This window comes from Staphylococcus saprophyticus subsp. saprophyticus ATCC 15305 = NCTC 7292 (assembly GCF_000010125.1).
Taxonomy (GTDB): domain Bacteria; phylum Bacillota; class Bacilli; order Staphylococcales; family Staphylococcaceae; genus Staphylococcus; species Staphylococcus saprophyticus.
The window spans coordinates 1,216,791-1,235,761 of record NC_007350.1 but is presented as its reverse complement, the minus strand read 5'-3'; the positions used below and the strand labels follow the sequence as shown (position 1 = coordinate 1,235,761).

The 18,971-nt window shown below is 33.2% G+C and carries 19 protein-coding genes; 1 reads left to right on the top strand and 18 read right to left on the bottom strand.

Features of this window, described 5'->3' with window-relative positions; genetic code table 11:
- Positions 1 to 174: 174 nt before the first annotated feature.
- A complete protein-coding gene (locus SSP_RS06060; RefSeq protein WP_002483167.1) occupies positions 175 to 1,566 on the top strand; it encodes a glycine--tRNA ligase in 1,392 nt (463 codons plus the stop codon).
- A gap of 173 nt (positions 1,567 to 1,739) precedes the next feature.
- Here SSP_RS06060 and recO read toward each other — a convergent pair whose 3' ends face one another.
- The 18 genes from recO to lepA all read right to left on the bottom strand — a co-directional run bounded on the left by recO (position 1,740) and on the right by lepA (position 18,806).
- The gene (gene recO, locus SSP_RS06055; protein WP_011303003.1) at positions 1,740 to 2,495 is read right to left on the bottom strand and encodes a DNA repair protein RecO; all 756 of its coding nucleotides are present in this window, start codon (positions 2,493 to 2,495) and stop codon (positions 1,740 to 1,742) included.
- Positions 2,496 to 2,522: 27 nt separating this feature from the next.
- Positions 2,523 to 3,422 carry a GTPase Era gene (gene era / locus SSP_RS06050; RefSeq protein WP_011303002.1) on the bottom strand — a complete coding sequence of 300 codons (900 nt, stop codon included), beginning with the start codon at positions 3,420 to 3,422 and terminating at the stop codon, positions 2,523 to 2,525.
- A complete protein-coding gene (cdd, locus tag SSP_RS06045; RefSeq protein ID WP_002483164.1) occupies positions 3,422 to 3,826 on the bottom strand; it encodes a cytidine deaminase in 405 nt (134 codons plus the stop codon). The genes era and cdd overlap by 1 nt, the downstream gene beginning before the upstream one ends.
- Positions 3,827 to 3,935: 109 nt before the next feature.
- Positions 3,936 to 4,274, bottom strand: coding sequence for a diacylglycerol kinase family protein (locus SSP_RS06040; protein ID WP_011303000.1), 339 nt, complete (start codon positions 4,272 to 4,274; stop codon positions 3,936 to 3,938).
- Positions 4,275 to 4,282: 8 nt separating this feature from the next.
- Positions 4,283 to 4,744, bottom strand: coding sequence for an rRNA maturation RNase YbeY (gene ybeY, locus SSP_RS06035; RefSeq protein ID WP_011302999.1), 462 nt, complete (start codon positions 4,742 to 4,744; stop codon positions 4,283 to 4,285).
- Positions 4,745 to 5,692, bottom strand: coding sequence for a PhoH family protein (locus SSP_RS06030; protein WP_002483161.1), 948 nt, complete (start codon positions 5,690 to 5,692; stop codon positions 4,745 to 4,747). It abuts the gene before it with no gap.
- Between the two features lie 380 nt (positions 5,693 to 6,072).
- On the bottom strand, positions 6,073 to 6,750 hold the full coding sequence (locus tag SSP_RS06025; RefSeq protein WP_011302998.1) for a hypothetical protein: 678 nt from the start codon (positions 6,748 to 6,750) through the stop codon (positions 6,073 to 6,075).
- Positions 6,751 to 6,764: 14 nt separating this feature from the next.
- Entirely contained in the window at positions 6,765 to 7,748 is a 984-nt protein-coding gene (gene floA / locus SSP_RS06020; protein WP_011302997.1) for a flotillin-like protein FloA, read from the bottom strand.
- A gap of 12 nt (positions 7,749 to 7,760) precedes the next feature.
- Positions 7,761 to 8,471 (bottom strand): NfeD family protein, encoded by a 711-nt coding sequence (locus SSP_RS06015; RefSeq protein ID WP_011302996.1) that lies wholly within the window; start codon positions 8,469 to 8,471, stop codon positions 7,761 to 7,763.
- Between the two features lie 275 nt (positions 8,472 to 8,746).
- Complete coding sequence (gene rpsU / locus SSP_RS06010) at positions 8,747 to 8,923, bottom strand: 30S ribosomal protein S21 (protein WP_002483157.1); 177 nt, start codon at positions 8,921 to 8,923, stop codon at positions 8,747 to 8,749.
- Positions 8,924 to 9,164: 241 nt separating this feature from the next.
- Positions 9,165 to 9,917 (bottom strand): 16S rRNA (uracil(1498)-N(3))-methyltransferase, encoded by a 753-nt coding sequence (locus SSP_RS06005; protein WP_011302995.1) that lies wholly within the window; start codon positions 9,915 to 9,917, stop codon positions 9,165 to 9,167.
- Between the two features lies 1 nt (position 9,918).
- Entirely contained in the window at positions 9,919 to 10,857 is a 939-nt protein-coding gene (prmA, locus tag SSP_RS06000; RefSeq protein WP_011302994.1) for a 50S ribosomal protein L11 methyltransferase, read from the bottom strand.
- Positions 10,858 to 10,860: 3 nt separating this feature from the next.
- On the bottom strand, positions 10,861 to 11,997 hold the full coding sequence (gene dnaJ / locus SSP_RS05995) for a molecular chaperone DnaJ (protein WP_011302993.1): 1,137 nt from the start codon (positions 11,995 to 11,997) through the stop codon (positions 10,861 to 10,863).
- A 145-nt stretch (positions 11,998 to 12,142) separates the two neighbouring features.
- A complete protein-coding gene (dnaK, locus tag SSP_RS05990; RefSeq protein ID WP_002483153.1) occupies positions 12,143 to 13,987 on the bottom strand; it encodes a molecular chaperone DnaK in 1,845 nt (614 codons plus the stop codon).
- A 55-nt stretch (positions 13,988 to 14,042) separates the two neighbouring features.
- Positions 14,043 to 14,654, bottom strand: a complete 612-nt coding sequence (gene grpE, locus SSP_RS05985; protein ID WP_002483152.1) for a nucleotide exchange factor GrpE — start codon at positions 14,652 to 14,654, stop codon at positions 14,043 to 14,045.
- A gap of 26 nt (positions 14,655 to 14,680) precedes the next feature.
- Positions 14,681 to 15,661: a heat-inducible transcriptional repressor HrcA gene (gene hrcA, locus SSP_RS05980; protein WP_011302992.1), complete on the bottom strand. Its 981-nt coding sequence runs from the start codon at positions 15,659 to 15,661 to the stop codon at positions 14,681 to 14,683.
- A 100-nt stretch (positions 15,662 to 15,761) separates the two neighbouring features.
- A complete protein-coding gene (gene hemW, locus SSP_RS05975) occupies positions 15,762 to 16,886 on the bottom strand; it encodes a radical SAM family heme chaperone HemW (RefSeq protein WP_011302991.1) in 1,125 nt (374 codons plus the stop codon).
- A gap of 96 nt (positions 16,887 to 16,982) precedes the next feature.
- A complete protein-coding gene (lepA, locus tag SSP_RS05970) occupies positions 16,983 to 18,806 on the bottom strand; it encodes a translation elongation factor 4 (RefSeq protein ID WP_011302990.1) in 1,824 nt (607 codons plus the stop codon).
- Between the last annotated feature and the right edge of the window lie 165 nt (positions 18,807 to 18,971).

Below are 18,971 nucleotides of genomic sequence, written 5' to 3'. Positions count from 1 at the left end.
AGCGAGTGTACACACTAATTTGGGTGGAACCGCGGGTTAACATGAATCTAGTAAATAAACACATATATTACATATGTGATTAAAAAGATTAACTCGTCCCAAGATATAGATTAAACTTTTTGGCTTATTCTGTGTCTTGGGGCGTTTTTATGTAAAAAAGGAGAGTTATATTTAATGACAAAAGATATGGAAACAATCGTCTCATTAGCAAAACATAGAGGTTTTGTATTCCCTGGTAGTGACATTTATGGTGGTCTATCAAATACATGGGACTACGGCCCACTTGGTGTCGAATTAAAAAATAATGTTAAAAAGGCATGGTGGCAAAAATTCATTACACAATCACCATATAATGTTGGTATTGATGCTGCAATTTTAATGAACCCTAAAACTTGGGAAGCATCAGGTCATTTAGGTAATTTTAATGATCCGATGATCGATAACAAAGATAGTAAAATTCGTTATCGTGCAGATAAAATCATTGAAGACTACATGTTAAATGAAAAAGGTGACGAAAACTTTGTCGCTGACGGTTTAAGCTTTGATGAAATGAAACGCATTATTGATGAAGAAGGTATCGTTTGTCCTGTAAGTGGCACAGCGAATTGGACTGATATTCGTCAATTCAACCTTATGTTTAAGACTTTCCAAGGGGTTACTGAAGATTCTACTAACGAAATTTTCCTACGCCCTGAAACTGCACAAGGTATTTTTGTTAACTATAAAAATGTACAACGTACTATGCGTAAAAAATTACCTTTTGGTATAGGACAAATCGGTAAATCATTCCGTAATGAAATTACGCCTGGTAACTTTATCTTTAGAACACGTGAATTCGAACAAATGGAATTGGAATTCTTCTGTAAACCTGGTGAAGAAATTGAATGGCAAAATTATTGGAAAACATTCGCGAGTCAATGGCTTAAAGATTTAAATTTAAGCGAAGAAGCAACGCGTTTACGTGATCACGATGCAGATGAATTGTCTCACTATTCAAATGCGACTACTGATATCGAATATCGTTTCCCATTTGGTTGGGGTGAACTTTGGGGTATCGCGAGTCGTACGGATTTTGACTTGAAAAAACATAGTGAACATTCTGGTGAAGATTTCCAATATCACGATCAAGAAACAGGAGAAAAATATATCCCTTACTGTATAGAGCCTTCATTAGGTGCTGACCGTGTTACTTTAGCATTTTTATGTGATGCTTATGATGAAGAAGGAGTCGAAGGAAGCAAAGATTCAAGAACAGTACTTCACTTCCACCCTGCACTTGCACCATATAAAGCAGCTGTATTACCATTAAGTAAAAAATTATCAGGCGATGCAATTAAAGTGTTCGAAGAATTAAGCGCTGATTTTGCAATTGATTTTGATGAATCACAATCAATTGGTAAACGTTACCGTCGTCAAGATGAAATTGGAACACCATACTGTATCACTTTTGATTTTGATTCTTTAGAAGATGAAAAGGTTACAGTTCGTGACCGTGATACAATGGAGCAAGTTCGTATGCCAATCACTGAATTAAAATCATTCTTAGCTGAAAAAGTTAAATTTTAATTTTAAGAATGATATATTCAAAATCAAATAAAACTTAAATAGCAATTTAAATATTTATGGGACAAGAAACTAAGATTATTTCATTGTAATGGATTAATTTTTCTTGTCCCATTTTTTTATATAAAAAAAACAAACCTATGGTCTGGGCCAATAGGTTTGAATATAAATAATTATTATAAGTTATCTAATCGATATAATTGATTAATTAGTTTTTGACTTTTGAAATACATACCCGCATACTCTTTATACAATAAGATAACAAGTTCTGACATTTCATCGACAATTGTTTCGTGTATGCTCAATGAACTCATTTGATTAATTGGTAACTTCTGAAGGATATCTAATAAATACAACGTTTTGTTTGATAACTGAAATGCGTGTGTATCTTTATATGCAACATTTTCAGAAATTGCACCATCATATTTAAAACTATAACCGACTAATTTTGATTGATCTTCACTTTGAGTTATCACACATCTGTCAAATACTGCATTAAATCCAAATTTTGTCATACATTTTAACAATACAACAACTGACATGAGTTGTGCTGAAATCCCCTGCCTAATCTTATCTAATACAAAATGCAATAATTCGTAACTATTTTTAGAGATTCCATCTGTTTCCATGGAACGGTCGATCGTTTCAGTACACAAACTTGCATAGCTACTTTCATATATATCTAGTCGCAGATGGTAATTTTGGTCAATGACATCAACTGAACTTAAGGTGCCCATACCTTTCCACTTTGAATAAATAAACAAGCCATACACAAATAATTGCGTATTAGCCTGCAAGCCGCTCTTACTTTTCTTGGCTCTTCTTACCATAAGTGGGACTTTAGCACCATATTCATTTAAGATAGTTATAATTTTATCGGATTCGCCATAATCAATGGTTTTTATAATAATCCCTTTTTGTTTGATTAACACACGAATTCACCGACTTTCAACTTTAACTTAATCTCTATCTTCTAAATAACCCATTTGGCGAATGAAATTAACTTTATTTCGCCAGTCTTTTTGTACTTTAACCCATAGTTCCAAGTAAACTTTCGAGCCTAATAAACGCTCTATATCTTGACGCGCACGTTTACCAACCTCTTTTAATTTTTTACCGCCTTTACCAATGACAATCCCTTTTTGAGAATCTCTTTCTACGTAAATAGTAGCTTCAATTCTCACTCTATCTTCATCTTCTTTAATCATACGGTCTACATTAACACCAATCGCATGAGGAATTTCTTCACTTGTTAAATGTAAAATTTTCTCTCTTATCAGTTCTCCAACAACAAATTGTTCTGGATGATCTGATATTTGATCATCAGGATAATATTTAGGGCCTTCTGGTAAATATGATTTTATAACATTAATAAAATGATCTACATTTAAGCCTTCAAGTGCAGAAATAGGTACGATTTCTGTAAAATCCATATATTTTTTATATTTTTCAATTCTAGGCATTAATTCATCGGGATGAACCAAGTCAATCTTATTTAACACTAAAAATACTGGCGTTTTGATTGTTTTTAGCATTTCCATAATATATTCGTCGCCTCTACCAATATCCTCATTGACGTTTACCATAAACATAATGGCATCTATTTCAGATAGTGTATTCGTCGCAACGCGCATCATATAATCTCCTAATTTGTGCTTAGGTTTATGAATACCTGGTGTATCTAGGAAAATAATTTGCGCATCTTCTTGTGTCATGACACCTTGAATTTTGTTTCTAGTTGTTTGTGCTTTATCGGACATTATCGCAATCTTATGTCCTATTACACGATTTACAAAGGTTGATTTACCAACATTGGGTCTACCAATGATAGATATAAAGCCTGATTTGTGTTCTGTCATTAATTTAAATCCTTTCCTGAAAATCCTAAAGGCAATAACTCGCCTACTGATAATTCTGTCATATCACCTTTATGATTGGTCATATAAACTGGCATTTCGTCATCACAAAGCTCTTTCATTACTTGTCGACATGCGCCACATGGTGAGGACGGTTCATCTGCATCTACAGTTACAGTAATTGATTCAAAATCTCCTGGGCGGTATCCATCAGCAATTGCCGCAACTAAACTTGATCTTTCAGCACAAATCGCCATTGGATAAGCTGCATTTTCAACATTACCACCGTAATAAGCTTTGCCATCTTTCGTTCTTAAATACGCACCAACTTTAAAATTACTGTAGGGTGCGTACGCATTTGCCTGTGCTTTTCTTACTTCTGAAAAATAATGTGGTTGGTATGCCATTGCTTCATCTCTCCTGTTCAATATTCAACACCATGGAAATGGGTGTATAACTATATTTTATTAAAAGCTTTATTCATTAAGTATAAACAACTTTTGTGAATTTGCACTATTATTTAAAAATATACGGTAAAAAAACAATCAGCCCAATTAAGACAGCTATAATAGACGCAATAATCACGCTAAAAGCAGCAACGTCTTTCGCTTTCTTAGCTAAAATATGATAATCCGTTGTTACCAAATCGACTACATATTCAATAGCTGTGTTTATCGTTTCAAATGCTAGCACAAGTCCAATCGCTAACAATATAAAAAGCCATTCCACTTTTGTAATATGAAATATAAATCCACAAACAATGACTATCAAACCAAAAATAAGATGAAGTAAGAAATTCTTATCTTTTTTTAATAAAACTATCATGCCTTGAAATGCATATTTAAATCTATCCATACACGCCTCTAATCTCTAGTTAAGCCGTATGCATTAAGAATTTGATCTTGGCGTCCGAACATTTGTTTCTCATCTTGCTCATTCATATGATCATAACCTAATAAATGTAAAAAGCCGTGTAATGCAAGGAAGCCCAATTCTCTTTCAAATGAATGTCCGTACGAGTCTGCTTGTTCTTGAGCAACATCAGTACAAATAATAATATCGCCTAAAACTCTCGGCATTTCTATACCAGTTATTTCAGGTTCATCTTCCTCTAATGCAAAAGATATAACATCTGTGACTTTGTCTTTATCTCGATACATTTTATTAATTTCTTGAATCTCATCTTTATCTACAAAAGTAACTGACAATTCAGCCTCTTCTTCGATATTTTCTTGTTCCTTTGCAAACGTTAGCAGCTTGTCAATTTGTGTAAACCAATCCTCTTTCACTAAATTAGTATGGTCACTAAAATCTATCGTAAACATTTATTCATCTCCCTCATAACGATCAATAATTTTACTTACTAATGGATGACGTACCACATCTGTTTGGTCTAAATGATGAATACTTAAACCTTTAACGTTTTCTAATTTTTTAATCGCTTCTTTCAAACCACTCTTTACACCTTTTGGTAAATCTACTTGTGTTTTGTCACCAGTGACTACCATTTTTGATCCAAATCCTAATCTAGTTAAGAACATTTTCATTTGTGCATGTGTAGTATTTTGAGCTTCATCTAAAATGACAAACGCATCATCTAATGTTCTACCTCTCATATAAGCTAATGGGGCAACTTCAATGATACCTCTTTCTATAAATCTAGCAGTTTGTTCTCTACCTAAAACAGTATTTAACCCGTCATAAAGCGGTCTTAGATAAGGATCTACTTTTTCTTTTAAATCTCCTGGTAGAAATCCTAAAGATTCGCCAGCTTCAACTGCAGGTCTTGTCAAAACAATGCGTTTTACTGACCCTTTACGTAACTGTTTAGCAGCATAGACTACAGCTAAAAATGTTTTACCTGTACCAGCTGGTCCCACACCAAAAACTAAATCATTATGGTGCATCGCATTTACGTATAAACGTTGTCCCATTGTTTTAGCACGAATCGTCTTGCCAAATGCATCTTTAGTAATTTCATCTTCATATAAATCTAATAAGTATTGAATCGTACCATTTTGTGCCATTTTCACTGCTGCTTCAACATCTTTAATCGATATTGTTACACCTTGTTGTATGACTTTTAATAAATTAATTAGTACGGATTCCGCTTTTTCAACATGCTCAACTTGCTCTCCTTTTACAGCAATTTCTTGACCACGAGCATGTATAATGACATCAAATCCTTCCTCAATTGATTTAAGGTGTTCATCATTATTACCAATGAGTGCTTGCGCTTCATTGATGTCATTTATTTGAATAATTCCAGGCATATAGGTGCTCCTTTACAAGTATATTCGTTTCTTTTATTTTATCCTATTAGATTTTAAGTTACAAAATGATTGTTAACAAATAAATAATCAGCTTGTATAAAAATATACAATTACTGTTTAAAACTATTGATTATACATCTCTATTATATCACGAATACTCAATATATTATTTTAAAGTGAATTGAATAGGACAGAATTTCATTAATTTTAACAGAAGATTTACATTCTATCTAATTTTATAATAAAACGAAAGCTTTATAATGTATAAATATGATTGTGATAATCAGATAAATAAAAGTTCTTACTACGATTATAATATTAAAAACGCCTTATAACATCAAATTACATTGATTTATAAGGCGTTAACTTAAAAAATTATATTATAATTGTTTCGGTCTTTCTAATACTTCTGACCAAATAATACCATTAACAACTTCGTCCTCAGCAAACCTGAATTGTTCATTTGTGGCTGTTCCTTGTATCGCATGAGCATTCATAAGTTGTTTTAAACGAAAACGCTTTGTTCTTTCTGATAAATATTTATCAGCTATAATTGCACGTGCTTTTCGTTCAGTTCGTTGCAACTTCTTCTCAGTTTCGCGATCAATTTCACTACGTACATCTTGCATTTGTCCTATTAAATCGGATTCTAATTCTTGTTGTAATTTATCATCTTGCTGTTGTTGTGAACGTTTTGCTTTTTCAGCTTCAGTTTCATTATCCGTTCTCATCGTTCTTGATGAGCGCTCAGGACTCGGTGTTTCCATTTTTTCTGCACGTGTTTCAACCGGTTCTGCTTGTGTCTTAGTAGGTTGAGGAGCGCGTGGTTTTTCACGTTCTTGCGACATAGGGTCTTCATTTAATTGTTTCTCTATTTCTTTAAATGTTTTTCCTATTTCATCAAAAAAGCCACGTTTCTGTGGTTCTCCTCCATGGTCATTTGACCGTTTGTTGACTGGTGGTTTTTGGTTTTGTCTTTCTTTATGGCTATTATCACTAATAGCACCAATTACTGTCACAATCACAGATATTACAAAGATAATAATACCTATACTCATTTAATCACCCCTAATTATTTATCCGGTGATTCATCATCTTTTTGATTCGTACGTTGATTAATAGAATTTCTCATGCCTGTGTCAGCTTCAACATTTTTTAAATTGTAATAATCTTTTACGCCTAAGTTGCCAGAACGTAAAGCTTCAGCCATAGCCAATGGTACTTCTGCTTCTGCTTCAACCACTTTAGAACGCATTTCTTGTACTTTTGCTTTCATTTCTTGTTCTTGAGCTACAGCCATCGCACGACGTTCTTCTGCTTTAGCTTGTGCAATATTCTTGTCTGCAAGCGCTTGTTCAGTTTGTAAATCTGCACCAATATTTTTGCTAATATCAACATCAGCAATATCAATTGATAAAATTTCAAATGCTGTACCAGAATCTAATCCTTTACTTAAAACAGTTTTAGAAATATTATCTGGATTTTCAAGAACTTGTGTATGGTGTTCACTTGAACCTATTGTTGAAACAATACCTTCACCAACACGTGCGATAATTGTTTCTTCACCTGCACCACCAACTAAGCGAGCAATGTTGGCACGAACTGTAATACGTGCTTTTGCTTTAACTTCGATACCATTCATTGCTACACCAGCAATAAATGGTGTTTCAATGACTTTAGGATTAACTGACATTTGTACAGCTTCTAATACGTCACGACCCGCTAAATCTATAGCAGCCCCACGTTCGAATGGTAAGTTGATATCAGCTCTTTGCGCTGCAATATTAGCATCAACAACGCGATCAACATTACCTCCAGCTAAATAATGCGATTCAAGTTGATTTGTAGTTAAATGCAATCCAGCTTTGTGCGCTTTAATTAGCGGTGAAATCACTTTACGTGGAGATACTCTACGTAATCTCATACCTACTAAAGTACCGATGCCTACTTTAACACCAGCAGCAATTGCTGAAATCCATAATCCTACTGGAACAAATGAAAATAGCAACAACAATGCTACTAATACAATAACGACGATTATAATTAATCCGATCATACTTTCTCTCCTTTATGATTCGATTTCTCTTACAACAACACGTGTACCTTCAACTTCTAAGATGGTAACCTGTTTATTCCTTAAAATAAATGAACCATCTGAAACAGCATCGATTCTTTCATTATTTAATGTAATAATCCCTGCTGGTCTTAAGTCCGTTGATGTTGTTGCAGTTTTTCCAACTAAATGAGAGCGATCTTCATGTGAAGTGTAACCTGCCTCTGCATTTGTAGAATCTTTCAGTACAACTTTGTCTAAAAATGGAATTTTGCGTTTAAATCCTTTCACAAGTATCACCCACTCAATAATAGATAAGATTAATGCAAAGACAACATTAGCAATCATGAAGATTAAATTGTCTCCTAAAGTAATAATACTGAAAATAATAAAACCCATACCAATGATGCCAATAACCGCACCGACAACAAATAATTCAATGATAACTAATATGACTCCTACTCCAAAAAGTATCACAGAATAGAAATTAACGTCGCCTTTCACAAAAAATCCTAAGAAAAATATCAATAACGCTATCGTTGATATGATACCAACAACATTAATCTTATTAGAATATAATTGATATAGAAAACCAAGAAAGATAATACATGTTAAAATCAAAGCGCCAATTGGATGTACTATAAAGTTAGCTATATTATCAATCCAATTTCCATCCTCGACTAAATTGGAAGGAAAAATTGTATGTAAACTACTTGAAAGAATCACTCTATCACCTCGCTCTCAATTTGATTATACATGAAACTAATATGCGATTATACCGTTTACACTATAAAAAACTATTATCTTCAAAGAAATTTTCATTATTACTTTTTGCTTTAATAATGGTTAAGTACTACATGCTATGTATAATAAAAAATATGTTGATTTAAAAAGTACAATGGTTTTTTATAAAAAAATAATAGCCTTAGCTGTATATAACAACTAAGGCTATTATGGTTTATAATTAATGTTGGTGTTGAGGGAGTCAACGAAACTATTAATTATTTGAATTTACGTTTACGTGCAGCTTCTGATTTCTTTTTACGTTTAACGCTAGGTTTTTCGTAAAATTCACGTTTACGTACTTCTTGAATAGTACCGCTTTTAGAAACTGTACGTTTGAAACGACGTAACGCATCTTCAAGTGATTCGTTCTTTTTGACTACTGTTTTAGACATGTGTATTTCCCTCCCTCCAAATATCAACGAAACTTTATTATCAATACACGGTATGAACCATGTATAATCTAGTATAATATATCTGATTAATGTGGTCAATTACTAAAATTCAGATTTTGTTATTTTGAATAAATTCTATTAATACATGATTAAATTTATCCGGTTATGGATTTTTATCGTTGTATCATCTTATTCTTTATAATTCATATAACACGCTATTAGCACACATCAATACATTAAACTAATTGTGTAAATCCTTTTCGAAACTCAAAGCACTTAAAACATATAAAGGTGCTGTTTCAGCCCTTAAAATTCTAGGACCTAAGCCAATTTGGTAACCAACATCTTGTAACAGTGAGACTTCATCCTCATCAAGGCCACCTTCAGGTCCAAATATAATTAATACTTTATCATTTGGTTTAAATTGTTGAACTAACGATTTAAATTGACTTACTTCACCACTTTTAGCGGCATCCTCATAGGCAATTAGAATATAATCATACGTTTTGGTACTTTTAAGTACATCGTTTAATGTTGCTTGATATTGAATCGTTGGAATAGCTAATCTATAACTTTGTTCTGCAGCTTCTTTGATAATCTTCTGCCAACGCTCTAATTTCTTTGCAATTTTATTTTCTGTAATCTTGACAACAGAACGTTTCATACCTACAGCAATAAATTCACTTGCACCTAATTCCGTTGACTTTTGTAGCATCCATTCATATTTGTCAGACTTGATTAGTCCACTACATATCGTTACATTTTGTGGTAATTCTGTATCCACATCAATACGTTCTTCTAACGAAACCATGATACCTTCTGCACCAATATTAACAAGTTTACATTTATAAACATAATGATCAGCAAATGTAATAATGATATAATCATCAACTTGATGTCTCATGACGTTTGAAATATGATGTATATCACCTTGATCAGTTATACAAAAACGCTGATTTACATCAGCGTTTTGATCTATAAAATATCTTTGCATGTCAATCGCTCACTTTCTGTCCGACGATACAAACCCAACTATTGTCATGGTTAATAGAAACTATTTCAAATCCACTGCGTTTCATATGTTCAACAATAGCCTCGTGTTTTTCTTCTATAATACCAGAAGTTATAAAATAACCGTCTTTATTAAGTGTATTATAAGCATCATCTATCATTTCTTCAATAATATGAGCTAAAATATTAGCGATAACAACATCAAATTTTTCAGTTTCTTCTTTTAATAAATTACCTGGGACTGCTTCAATAGCATATTCACAGTTGTTTTTTTGAAAGTTTTCTTTAGCTACTCTAACAGCCATTTCATCTACATCAAGTGCTTTTATACGTTTAACGCCTAACAAATGTGCTGCAATGCTCAGTATACCTGAGCCTGTGCCGACATCTATAACTGAATCACTAGACTTAACATATGCTTCAATTGCTTTTAGACACATACTCGTTGTCGGATGATCACCTGTTCCAAATGCCATACCTGGATCTAACTCAATGCATAATTCACTATCATCTTCCTGTTGGTATGTTTCCCAACTCGGAACAATTGTGAATTTTTCAGATGCGCGAAATGGATGAAAGTAATGCTTCCACTCATTCTCCCAATCTTGCTCTCTAATTGTTTGCTCATCAAAGCTAAACAAATCTAAATCAAGACTTTCAATGTCTTTTAATGATTGAATTAATTTTTCTTGAAAATCTTTTGTATACTTAATTTCGTTAAAATATGCTTTAACTCTCACACCTTGTGTAGGATAATCTTCTGCATTTAATGCATATATTTCACCATACTTATCTTCGAAATCATGTGTTAAATCTTCTGAATCTTCTATAACAACACCATTAGAGCCATAATCTTCGAGTAAATTGGTTATGATTGGTGATACCTCATGGTTAGCAACGATTGCAACTTCAGTCCAGTTCATAAGTTATTCTCCTTTGAAGAATCTTTTTGCTTTATCTCTAAAATTTGATGGCTGCTCAGAAAGCTCCTCGCCATCTATTTCAGCAAATTCTCTAAGTAATTCTTTTTGGCGATCGCTAATTTTTGTAGGCGTAACTACATTGATGTTAATAAATAAATCGCCATAACCGTAACCATGAACATTTTTAATGCCTTTTTCTTTCAGACGGAATTGTTTTTCAGTTTGTGTACCGGCAGGAATTGTTAGCATGACACTACCTTTAAGCGTTGGTACTTTAACTTCATCACCTAAAGTGGCTTGAGCAATACTGATATCTAATGAATAGTAAATATCATCGCCGTCTCTTTCAAATTTTTCAGATGGTTTGACTCTAAACACAATATATAAATCACCTTGAGGCCCACCGTTTTCTCCTGGAGCACCTTCACCAGCTAATCTAATTTGTTGTTCATTGTCTACACCTTCAGGAATCGTCACACTAATTTTAACATTTTTATTTTCAGTACCTTTACCATGACAAGTTGGACAAGGTTCTTCAAATTCTTGGCCTGAACCACTACATACTGGACATACTTTTTCAGTTCTTACTCTACCAAGAATAGTATTTTGTTCAACTGAAACATGACCAGAACCATTACAGTAATGACAAGTTTTTTTCTTAGTTCCTGGTTTAGCACCTTCACCATCACATGTGTGACAAGCAACATCTTTGCGAATAGAAATTTCTTTTTCGCTACCAAAAACAGCTTCATCAAATGTGACAGTCATCGTATATTGTAAATCGTCACCTTTTCTTGGGGCATTTGGATCTCGTTGCTGTCTGCCACCACCAAAGAATGAACTAAAGATATCTTCGAATCCGCCACCGCCGAATCCACTAAAGTCTTGGCCACCGAATCCTTGGCCGCCAAAGCCACCTTGTGGTCCATCGTGTCCAAATTGGTCATAATTTGCACGTTTATTTTCGTCACTTAATACTTCATATGCTTCTGAGATTTCTTTAAACTTCTCATCAGCACCCTCTTCTTTATTTATATCTGGATGGTATTGTTTTGATAATTTACGATAAGCCTTTTTAATTTCATCTTTAGAAGCGCTTTTGCTAACACCTAAAACTTCATAATAATCTCTTTTGGCCACTCATACCTCTCCTTTCACGGTTTTATTAAATCTATTATAAAAAGGAAAAAGTCAAAGCCAATGTTCAATTGACTTTGACTTAATTTGGCTAAGCAATTGTGTCATATATTTCTGTTAATAACAATTATTTAGTCAATGACTCGACTTATTTTTGGTTATCTTGGTTGTCATCATCTTTAACTTCTTTGAAATCAGCGTCTTCAACATTACTATCTTGAGAAGCATTTGCATCTTCACCTTGAGCTTGTTGTTGAGCTTGAGCTGCTTGTTCATAAACTTTTGTAGACAAGTCTTGAACTACTTTTTCTAAGTCTTCTTTTTTAGCTTTGATATCATCAATATCTTCGCCTTCTAGTGCTGATTTAAGTGCTTCTTTTTTGTCTTCAGCATTTTGTTTATCTTCTTCGCTGATGTTTTCACCTAAATCAGTAATTGTTTTTTCAACTTGGAATACTAAGCTATCTGCTTCGTTTCTCAAGTCACTTTCTTCGCGACGTTTTTTATCTGCTTCAGCATTTTCTTCAGCGTCTTTAACCATACGATCAATTTCGTCGTCTGAAAGTGCAGAGCTAGATTGAATTGTAATATTTTGTTCTTTGTTTGTACCTAAATCTTTTGCAGTAACGTTCACAATACCGTTTTTGTCGATATCAAATGTCACTTCAATTTGAGGTACGCCACGTGGAGCTGCTGGAATATCAGTTAATTGGAATCTACCAAGTGTTTTGTTATCTGCAGCCATTGGGCGTTCACCTTGTAATACATGGATATCAACTGCAGGTTGGTTGTCTGCTGCTGTTGAATAAACTTGAGATTTAGATGTTGGGATTGTAGTATTTCTTTCGATAAGCGTATTCATACGTCCACCCATAATTTCAATACCTAATGATAATGGTGTTACGTCTAATAATACGACATCTTTAACATCACCAGTGATAACGCCACCTTGAATTGCTGCGCCCATTGCAACTACTTCATCTGGGTTCACACCTTTATGAGGATCTTTTCCAACTTCTTTTTTAACAGCTTCTTGAACTGCTGGGATTCTAGTAGAACCACCAACTAAGATAACTTCGTCAATGTCAGAACTTGATAAACCAGCATCTTTCATTGCTTGACGCGTAGGTTCCATAGTTCTTCTGATTAATGAATCTGCTAACTCTTCAAATTTAGAACGAGTTAAAGTTAATTCTAAGTGTAATGGACCATTCTCTCCTGCAGAGATAAATGGTAATGAAATTTGTGTTTGAGATACACCAGATAAATCTTTTTTAGCTTTTTCTGCAGCGTCTTTAAGACGTTGTAACGCCATTTTGTCTTTAGATAAATCTACACTGTTTTCTTTTTTGAATTCTGCAACTAAGTGATCAATAATTACTTGGTCAAAGTCATCCCCACCAAGTTTGTTGTCACCTGCTGTAGAAAGCACTTCAAATACACCGTCACCTAATTCAAGGATTGATACGTCAAAAGTACCGCCACCTAAGTCGAATACAAGTACTTTTTGATCTTGTTCAGTTTTGTCTAAACCATATGCTAAAGCAGCTGCTGTTGGCTCATTAATAATACGTTCAACTTCTAAGCCAGCAATTTTACCAGCATCTTTAGTAGCTTGACGTTCACTATCATTGAAATAAGCTGGAACAGTAATGACTGCTTTATCTACACTTTCACCTAAATAATCTTCAGCTGTACTTTTAAGATTTTGTAAAACCATTGCTGAAATTTCTTGTGGTGTATATGATTTTCCATCAACATCAACTTTATAATCAGTACCCATGTGACGTTTGATAGATTGTATTGTATTTGGGTTAGTAATTGCTTGGCGTTTTGCAACTTCACCTACTTGAGTTTCATCATTTTTGAATGCTACTACAGATGGTGTAGTTCTAGCGCCTTCAGGGTTTTGAATTACTTTTGGCTCATCGCCTTCTAAAATTGCAATACATGAATTTGTTGTACCTAAGTCAATACCTATTACTTTACTCATAAATAAATTCCTCCTGATATATTTAAAAATTTGGTGTTTTCAACAATAAAACGAATTATTGATTTACTTTAACCATTGAAGGTCTTAAAACTCTTTCTTTCAATTTGTATCCACTTTGTAGTTCTTGAGTGATTTGACCTGATTCGAAATCAGGATTGTCATCTTGAACTACTGCTTGATGTACATTCGGATCAAATTGTTGACCTTCTGTCTCAATTTTTTCTAAACCATTATTTTTTAATGCATTTAATAGACTTTCATGAACCATTTCTACACCTTTTTTAAGTGATTTAAATTGTTCATCTTCGCCATCTATTTGTAAAGCACGTTCAATGTTATCTATTGTTGGTAAAATATCATTTAGTACATCTTGTGCTTTATATGCTTTCATTGTTTGATTTTCTTTTTGAATTCTACGTTTATAGTTTTCAAACTCAGCGTATAATCTTAAATATTTTTCTTCATTTTCTTGAACATCTTTTTTTAATTGTTGAATTTCTTCATCTTTAGGATCTACGTCTTCTGCAATTTCTTGTGAATCGTCCTCCTGCAGATTATCTTGTGATGTTTCTGTAGTTTCATCATTGTTTTCAACTGAATCGGTTTGTGAAGTTTCTTCATTAACTTCTTCATTTTCGTTGAAAGCTGATTCGTTTTGCTCTGTCATAGTCTGCCCTCCAATACAATTCTTAATTACCAAATCGTATTTAGTAATCGAATTACGTTCTGATAATTCATTGCTGTTGGTCCGATAACCGCAATTTGACCTTTCAGCCTATCATCAATATGATACTCACTTGTTACGATAGAAATATCACTTAAACTTGATTCAATTTCATGTCCAATTTTCACATTGATGGAAGTATTGGACATTTCATCAAGTAGTTGTGTGATTTTGTTCGATTCTATATACTGTAGAATCGGTTGAATAGATGATACGTTTGATTCATTCAACGCATCTATGAGTTTAACCTTTCCGCCCATAAAAATGCCATTACTTTGATTATCAAAATGAATATCAATCATATTTAGCATGTCTTTTATAAAATCTTTTTCAGTATCAGATTTTACAAAAGCATTTAATTCATTTTCAAAACGGTGGTTATTCCATTCATTATATTTAGCAGTAACAAAATTTGATATTTTGGTTAATTCGTCATTAGATAATGGTACTTCAGATGCTAAATGTAAATGTTCAACATGACCTGATGTAAACACAACCACCATAATAACCAAATAAGCATTTGCTCTAATCAAATGAATATTATTGATTATATCTTGTTTATGATTTGGACGCATTACCAGCGTTGTATATTGTGATGCAATTGAAAGTTCATTAGCAAAATCACTCAATGTAGAGGAAAGGTCATAATGATTTTCAATTACCAAATCTTTTAAACGCTGCATTTTAGTTTGTTGTTGATGAGATGTTTCTTGTAATAATTGATTCACATAATATCTGATACCTGATTCTGATGGATATCTTCCTGATGAAGTATGTGTTTTTTCTATTAGTTCGAGATCTTCTAATTGTTTCATCTCATTTCTAATAGTAGCAGGGCTAACATTTAATTTATGTCGTTCAATCAGTGTTTTAGAACCAATTGGCTGACCTAAATCAACATAATCTTCAACAATTGCATTTAATATGCTTAATTGTCTATCACTAATCATGTTTTCACCTCATTAGCACTCTTTTGTTTCAAGTGCTAATTATAATTTATCAAATTGGTCAAAGTAAGTCAATGTTAAAGCCTCGGTTTTTAATAAAAACTTATACATTTAGTAAAAAAGACTCAAATACAAGGTTTCCGATGACTTTCCCTCTCTCAGTCATTGAAATAAAGCCTTGGTTATCTACAATAAGTTCTCTTTTAAGTAAATCCTCAATTGTTGTGCCATATACTTCATCTATAGATAAATCAAACTTTTCTTTAAATCTAGCTTTATTGACACCTTGGTTCATTCTTAAACCTAAAAACATTTCTTCTTCCATTTGTTCATTTTTTGTTGGTCTCGTGGACTCTAACAAAGGTCTTTCATTGTTCTTTATTTTCTTTATATAGTGATTTACAGGATTAACGTTACTGTACCTTTCACCGTCAACATAGCCGCTTGCACCTGCGCCAAAGCCATAGTAACCTTCATTTTTCCAATAAACTTTATTATGCTCTGATTCGTGACCCATTTTTCCAAAATTAGAAATCTCATATTGATGTAACTCAGACCTTTGCATGCGTTCTAAAAGATATTCATACATTTCTTCCCCGATATCTTCATTAGGTATTTTCAATTTGCCTTTTTTATACATATTATAAAATTGAGTTTTAGGTTCTAAAATAAGACCATAACTAGAAATATGATCAATATCCATCGCCAATGCTTTTTCTAAACTATCTTTAAAATCATCGATGGTCTGTTTTGGTAAGTGATACATTAAATCTAAACTAATAGAAGGAATACCTACGGCTCTCGCATTTGTAACTGCTTGGTATATATCAGATGTATTATGTGTTCTTCCTAATATTTCAAGCAGCTCTGGTTTAAAAGTTTGAACGCCCATAGATAATCTATTCACACCAAAATCCTTTAATAATTGAACTTTTTCCAAAGTCAATTCATCTGGATTTGCTTCAAAACTAAATTCTCCTTTGATTTCGAAAATATCAGTAATAGCTTTAAGTAAACGTTTAAGTTGTTCATAACTAAGTGCCGTTGGCGTTCCTCCACCAACAAAAACAGTTTCTAACACCTTCGTTTTACTATATTGCATTTCTTTAATTAAACAATCTAAGTATTCATCAACTGGTTGGTTATGAATAAAATATTTATTGAAATCACAATACGTACATATTCTTACACAGAAGGGGATATGTATATATGCACTTTTCACTTCCATATTGTGTTCACCTACTTCCCTATTTAAAAACATGATGTTTCATAAAAAACTGGGGCATAAATCGTTCGGATTTAAGGCCCCAAGTTTAAAGTATTATTAATCTTCATCCATTTTGAGTACTGCAAGGAAAGCATCTTGTGGAATTTCTACATTTCCCACTGCTTTCATTTTGGCTTTACCCGCTTTTTGTTTTTCTAATAATTTTCTCTTACGTGTAATGTCTCCGCCATAACATTTAGACAATACATTTTTCCCCATAGATTTAATGTTTGTTCTCGCGACAATTTTTTGTCCTACAGCAGCTTGTACTGGTACTTCAAATTGTTGTCTTGGTATTAATGTTTTCAACTTATCGACAAGAGTTTTACCACGTTCGTATGCAAATTCTTTATGCACGATAAAGCTAAGAGCATCGACTTTTTCACCATTTAATAAAATATCCATCTTAACCAGGTCACTTTCTTTATTATCAATAAATTCATAATCAAAAGAAGCATAGCCTTTAGTATTAGATTTTAATTGATCGAAGAAATCAAATACTACTTCTGATAATGGAATTTCATAAATAATATTCACTCGAATATCATCCATGTATTCCATATTAATAAATTGACCACGTTTACGTTGACACAATTCCATTACAGCACCGACATAATCATTTGGTACCATCATAGTCGCACGTACAAACGGCTCATAAATGGTTTCTATTTTATCGCGATCTGGCATATTCGCTGGATTATCTACAGATACTTCCTCACCAGATTTTAATATACATTGGTAAATTACCGATGGCGCAGTTGCGATTAATTCAATGCCGAATTCACGTTCAATTCTTTCTTGAATAATTTCCATGTGTAACATACCTAAAAAACCAGTACGGTAGCCAAAACCTAATGCTTGAGAAGATTCTGGTTCAAATTCTAATGAGGCATCGTTTAATTGCAGCTTCTCTAAAGCTTCTCTTAAATCGTTATAGTCTTTGTTATCAATAGGGAATAATCCACAGAATACCATTGGATTCATTTTTTTATAACCTTGTAGTGGCGCTTCAGCAGGTCTCTCTGCATGCGTGATTGTATCACCTACACGGGAATCATCAACATTTTTAATACTAGCAATGATATAACCTACATCACCCACTGTTAATTCATCTACTGATAATTGTTTTGGGGTGTTAATACCTACTTCAGTTACTTCAAATTCTTTTCCAGTAGCCATCATTTTGATACGATCTCCAGCTTTAACAACGCCTTCCATAACACGTATGGATGAAATGACACCTCTATATGGATCATACTCAGAATCAAATATTAAAGCTTTTAAAGGTGCTTCTGGATCACCTTCAGGTGGTGGTACTACCTCAACTATTTTTTCCAATATATCTTCAATACCTATGTTTGATTTTGCACTTGCAAGTACGACATCCTCTTTATCAATACCAATAACGTCTTCAAGTTCTTGTTTAACGCGTTCTGGCTCAGCTGCAGGCAAATCAATTTTATTGATAACAGGTAGAAGCTCTAAATCATTATCCAGTGCTAAATAGACATTAGCTAGTGTTTGTGCCTCAATACCTTGTGCTGCGTCCACTACTAAAATAGCACCCTCACACGCTGCAAGTGATCTAGATACTTCATATGTAAAATCTACGTGTCCTGGTGTATCAATCAAATGGAACGTGTATGTTTCTCCATCCTTCGCTTCGTATTTCAATCGTACTGCGTTTAGTTTTATAGTAATACCGCGTTCTCTCTCTAAATCCATAGAATCTAGCAACTGTGATTGCATGTCTCTTGTTTCAACTGATTTAGTATTTTCTAAAATTCTATCAGCTAAAGTAGATTTACCATGGTCTATATGTGCGATAATAGAAAAGTTTCTTATATTTTTGCGTCGATTATAACGATCTTGTTTATCCATGTATTATCCTTCTCACTTTCATAATTCTAGCCCGTTTGTATGTATGACATTCTTTGATATAATAACGTTTTTACAAGTTAATTGCAAACTTGCAAAGCCATTAGTTTATAATAATTCAAAATATTAATTCACTTGTTAACACTTTATCAGAATATTTTATAGAAT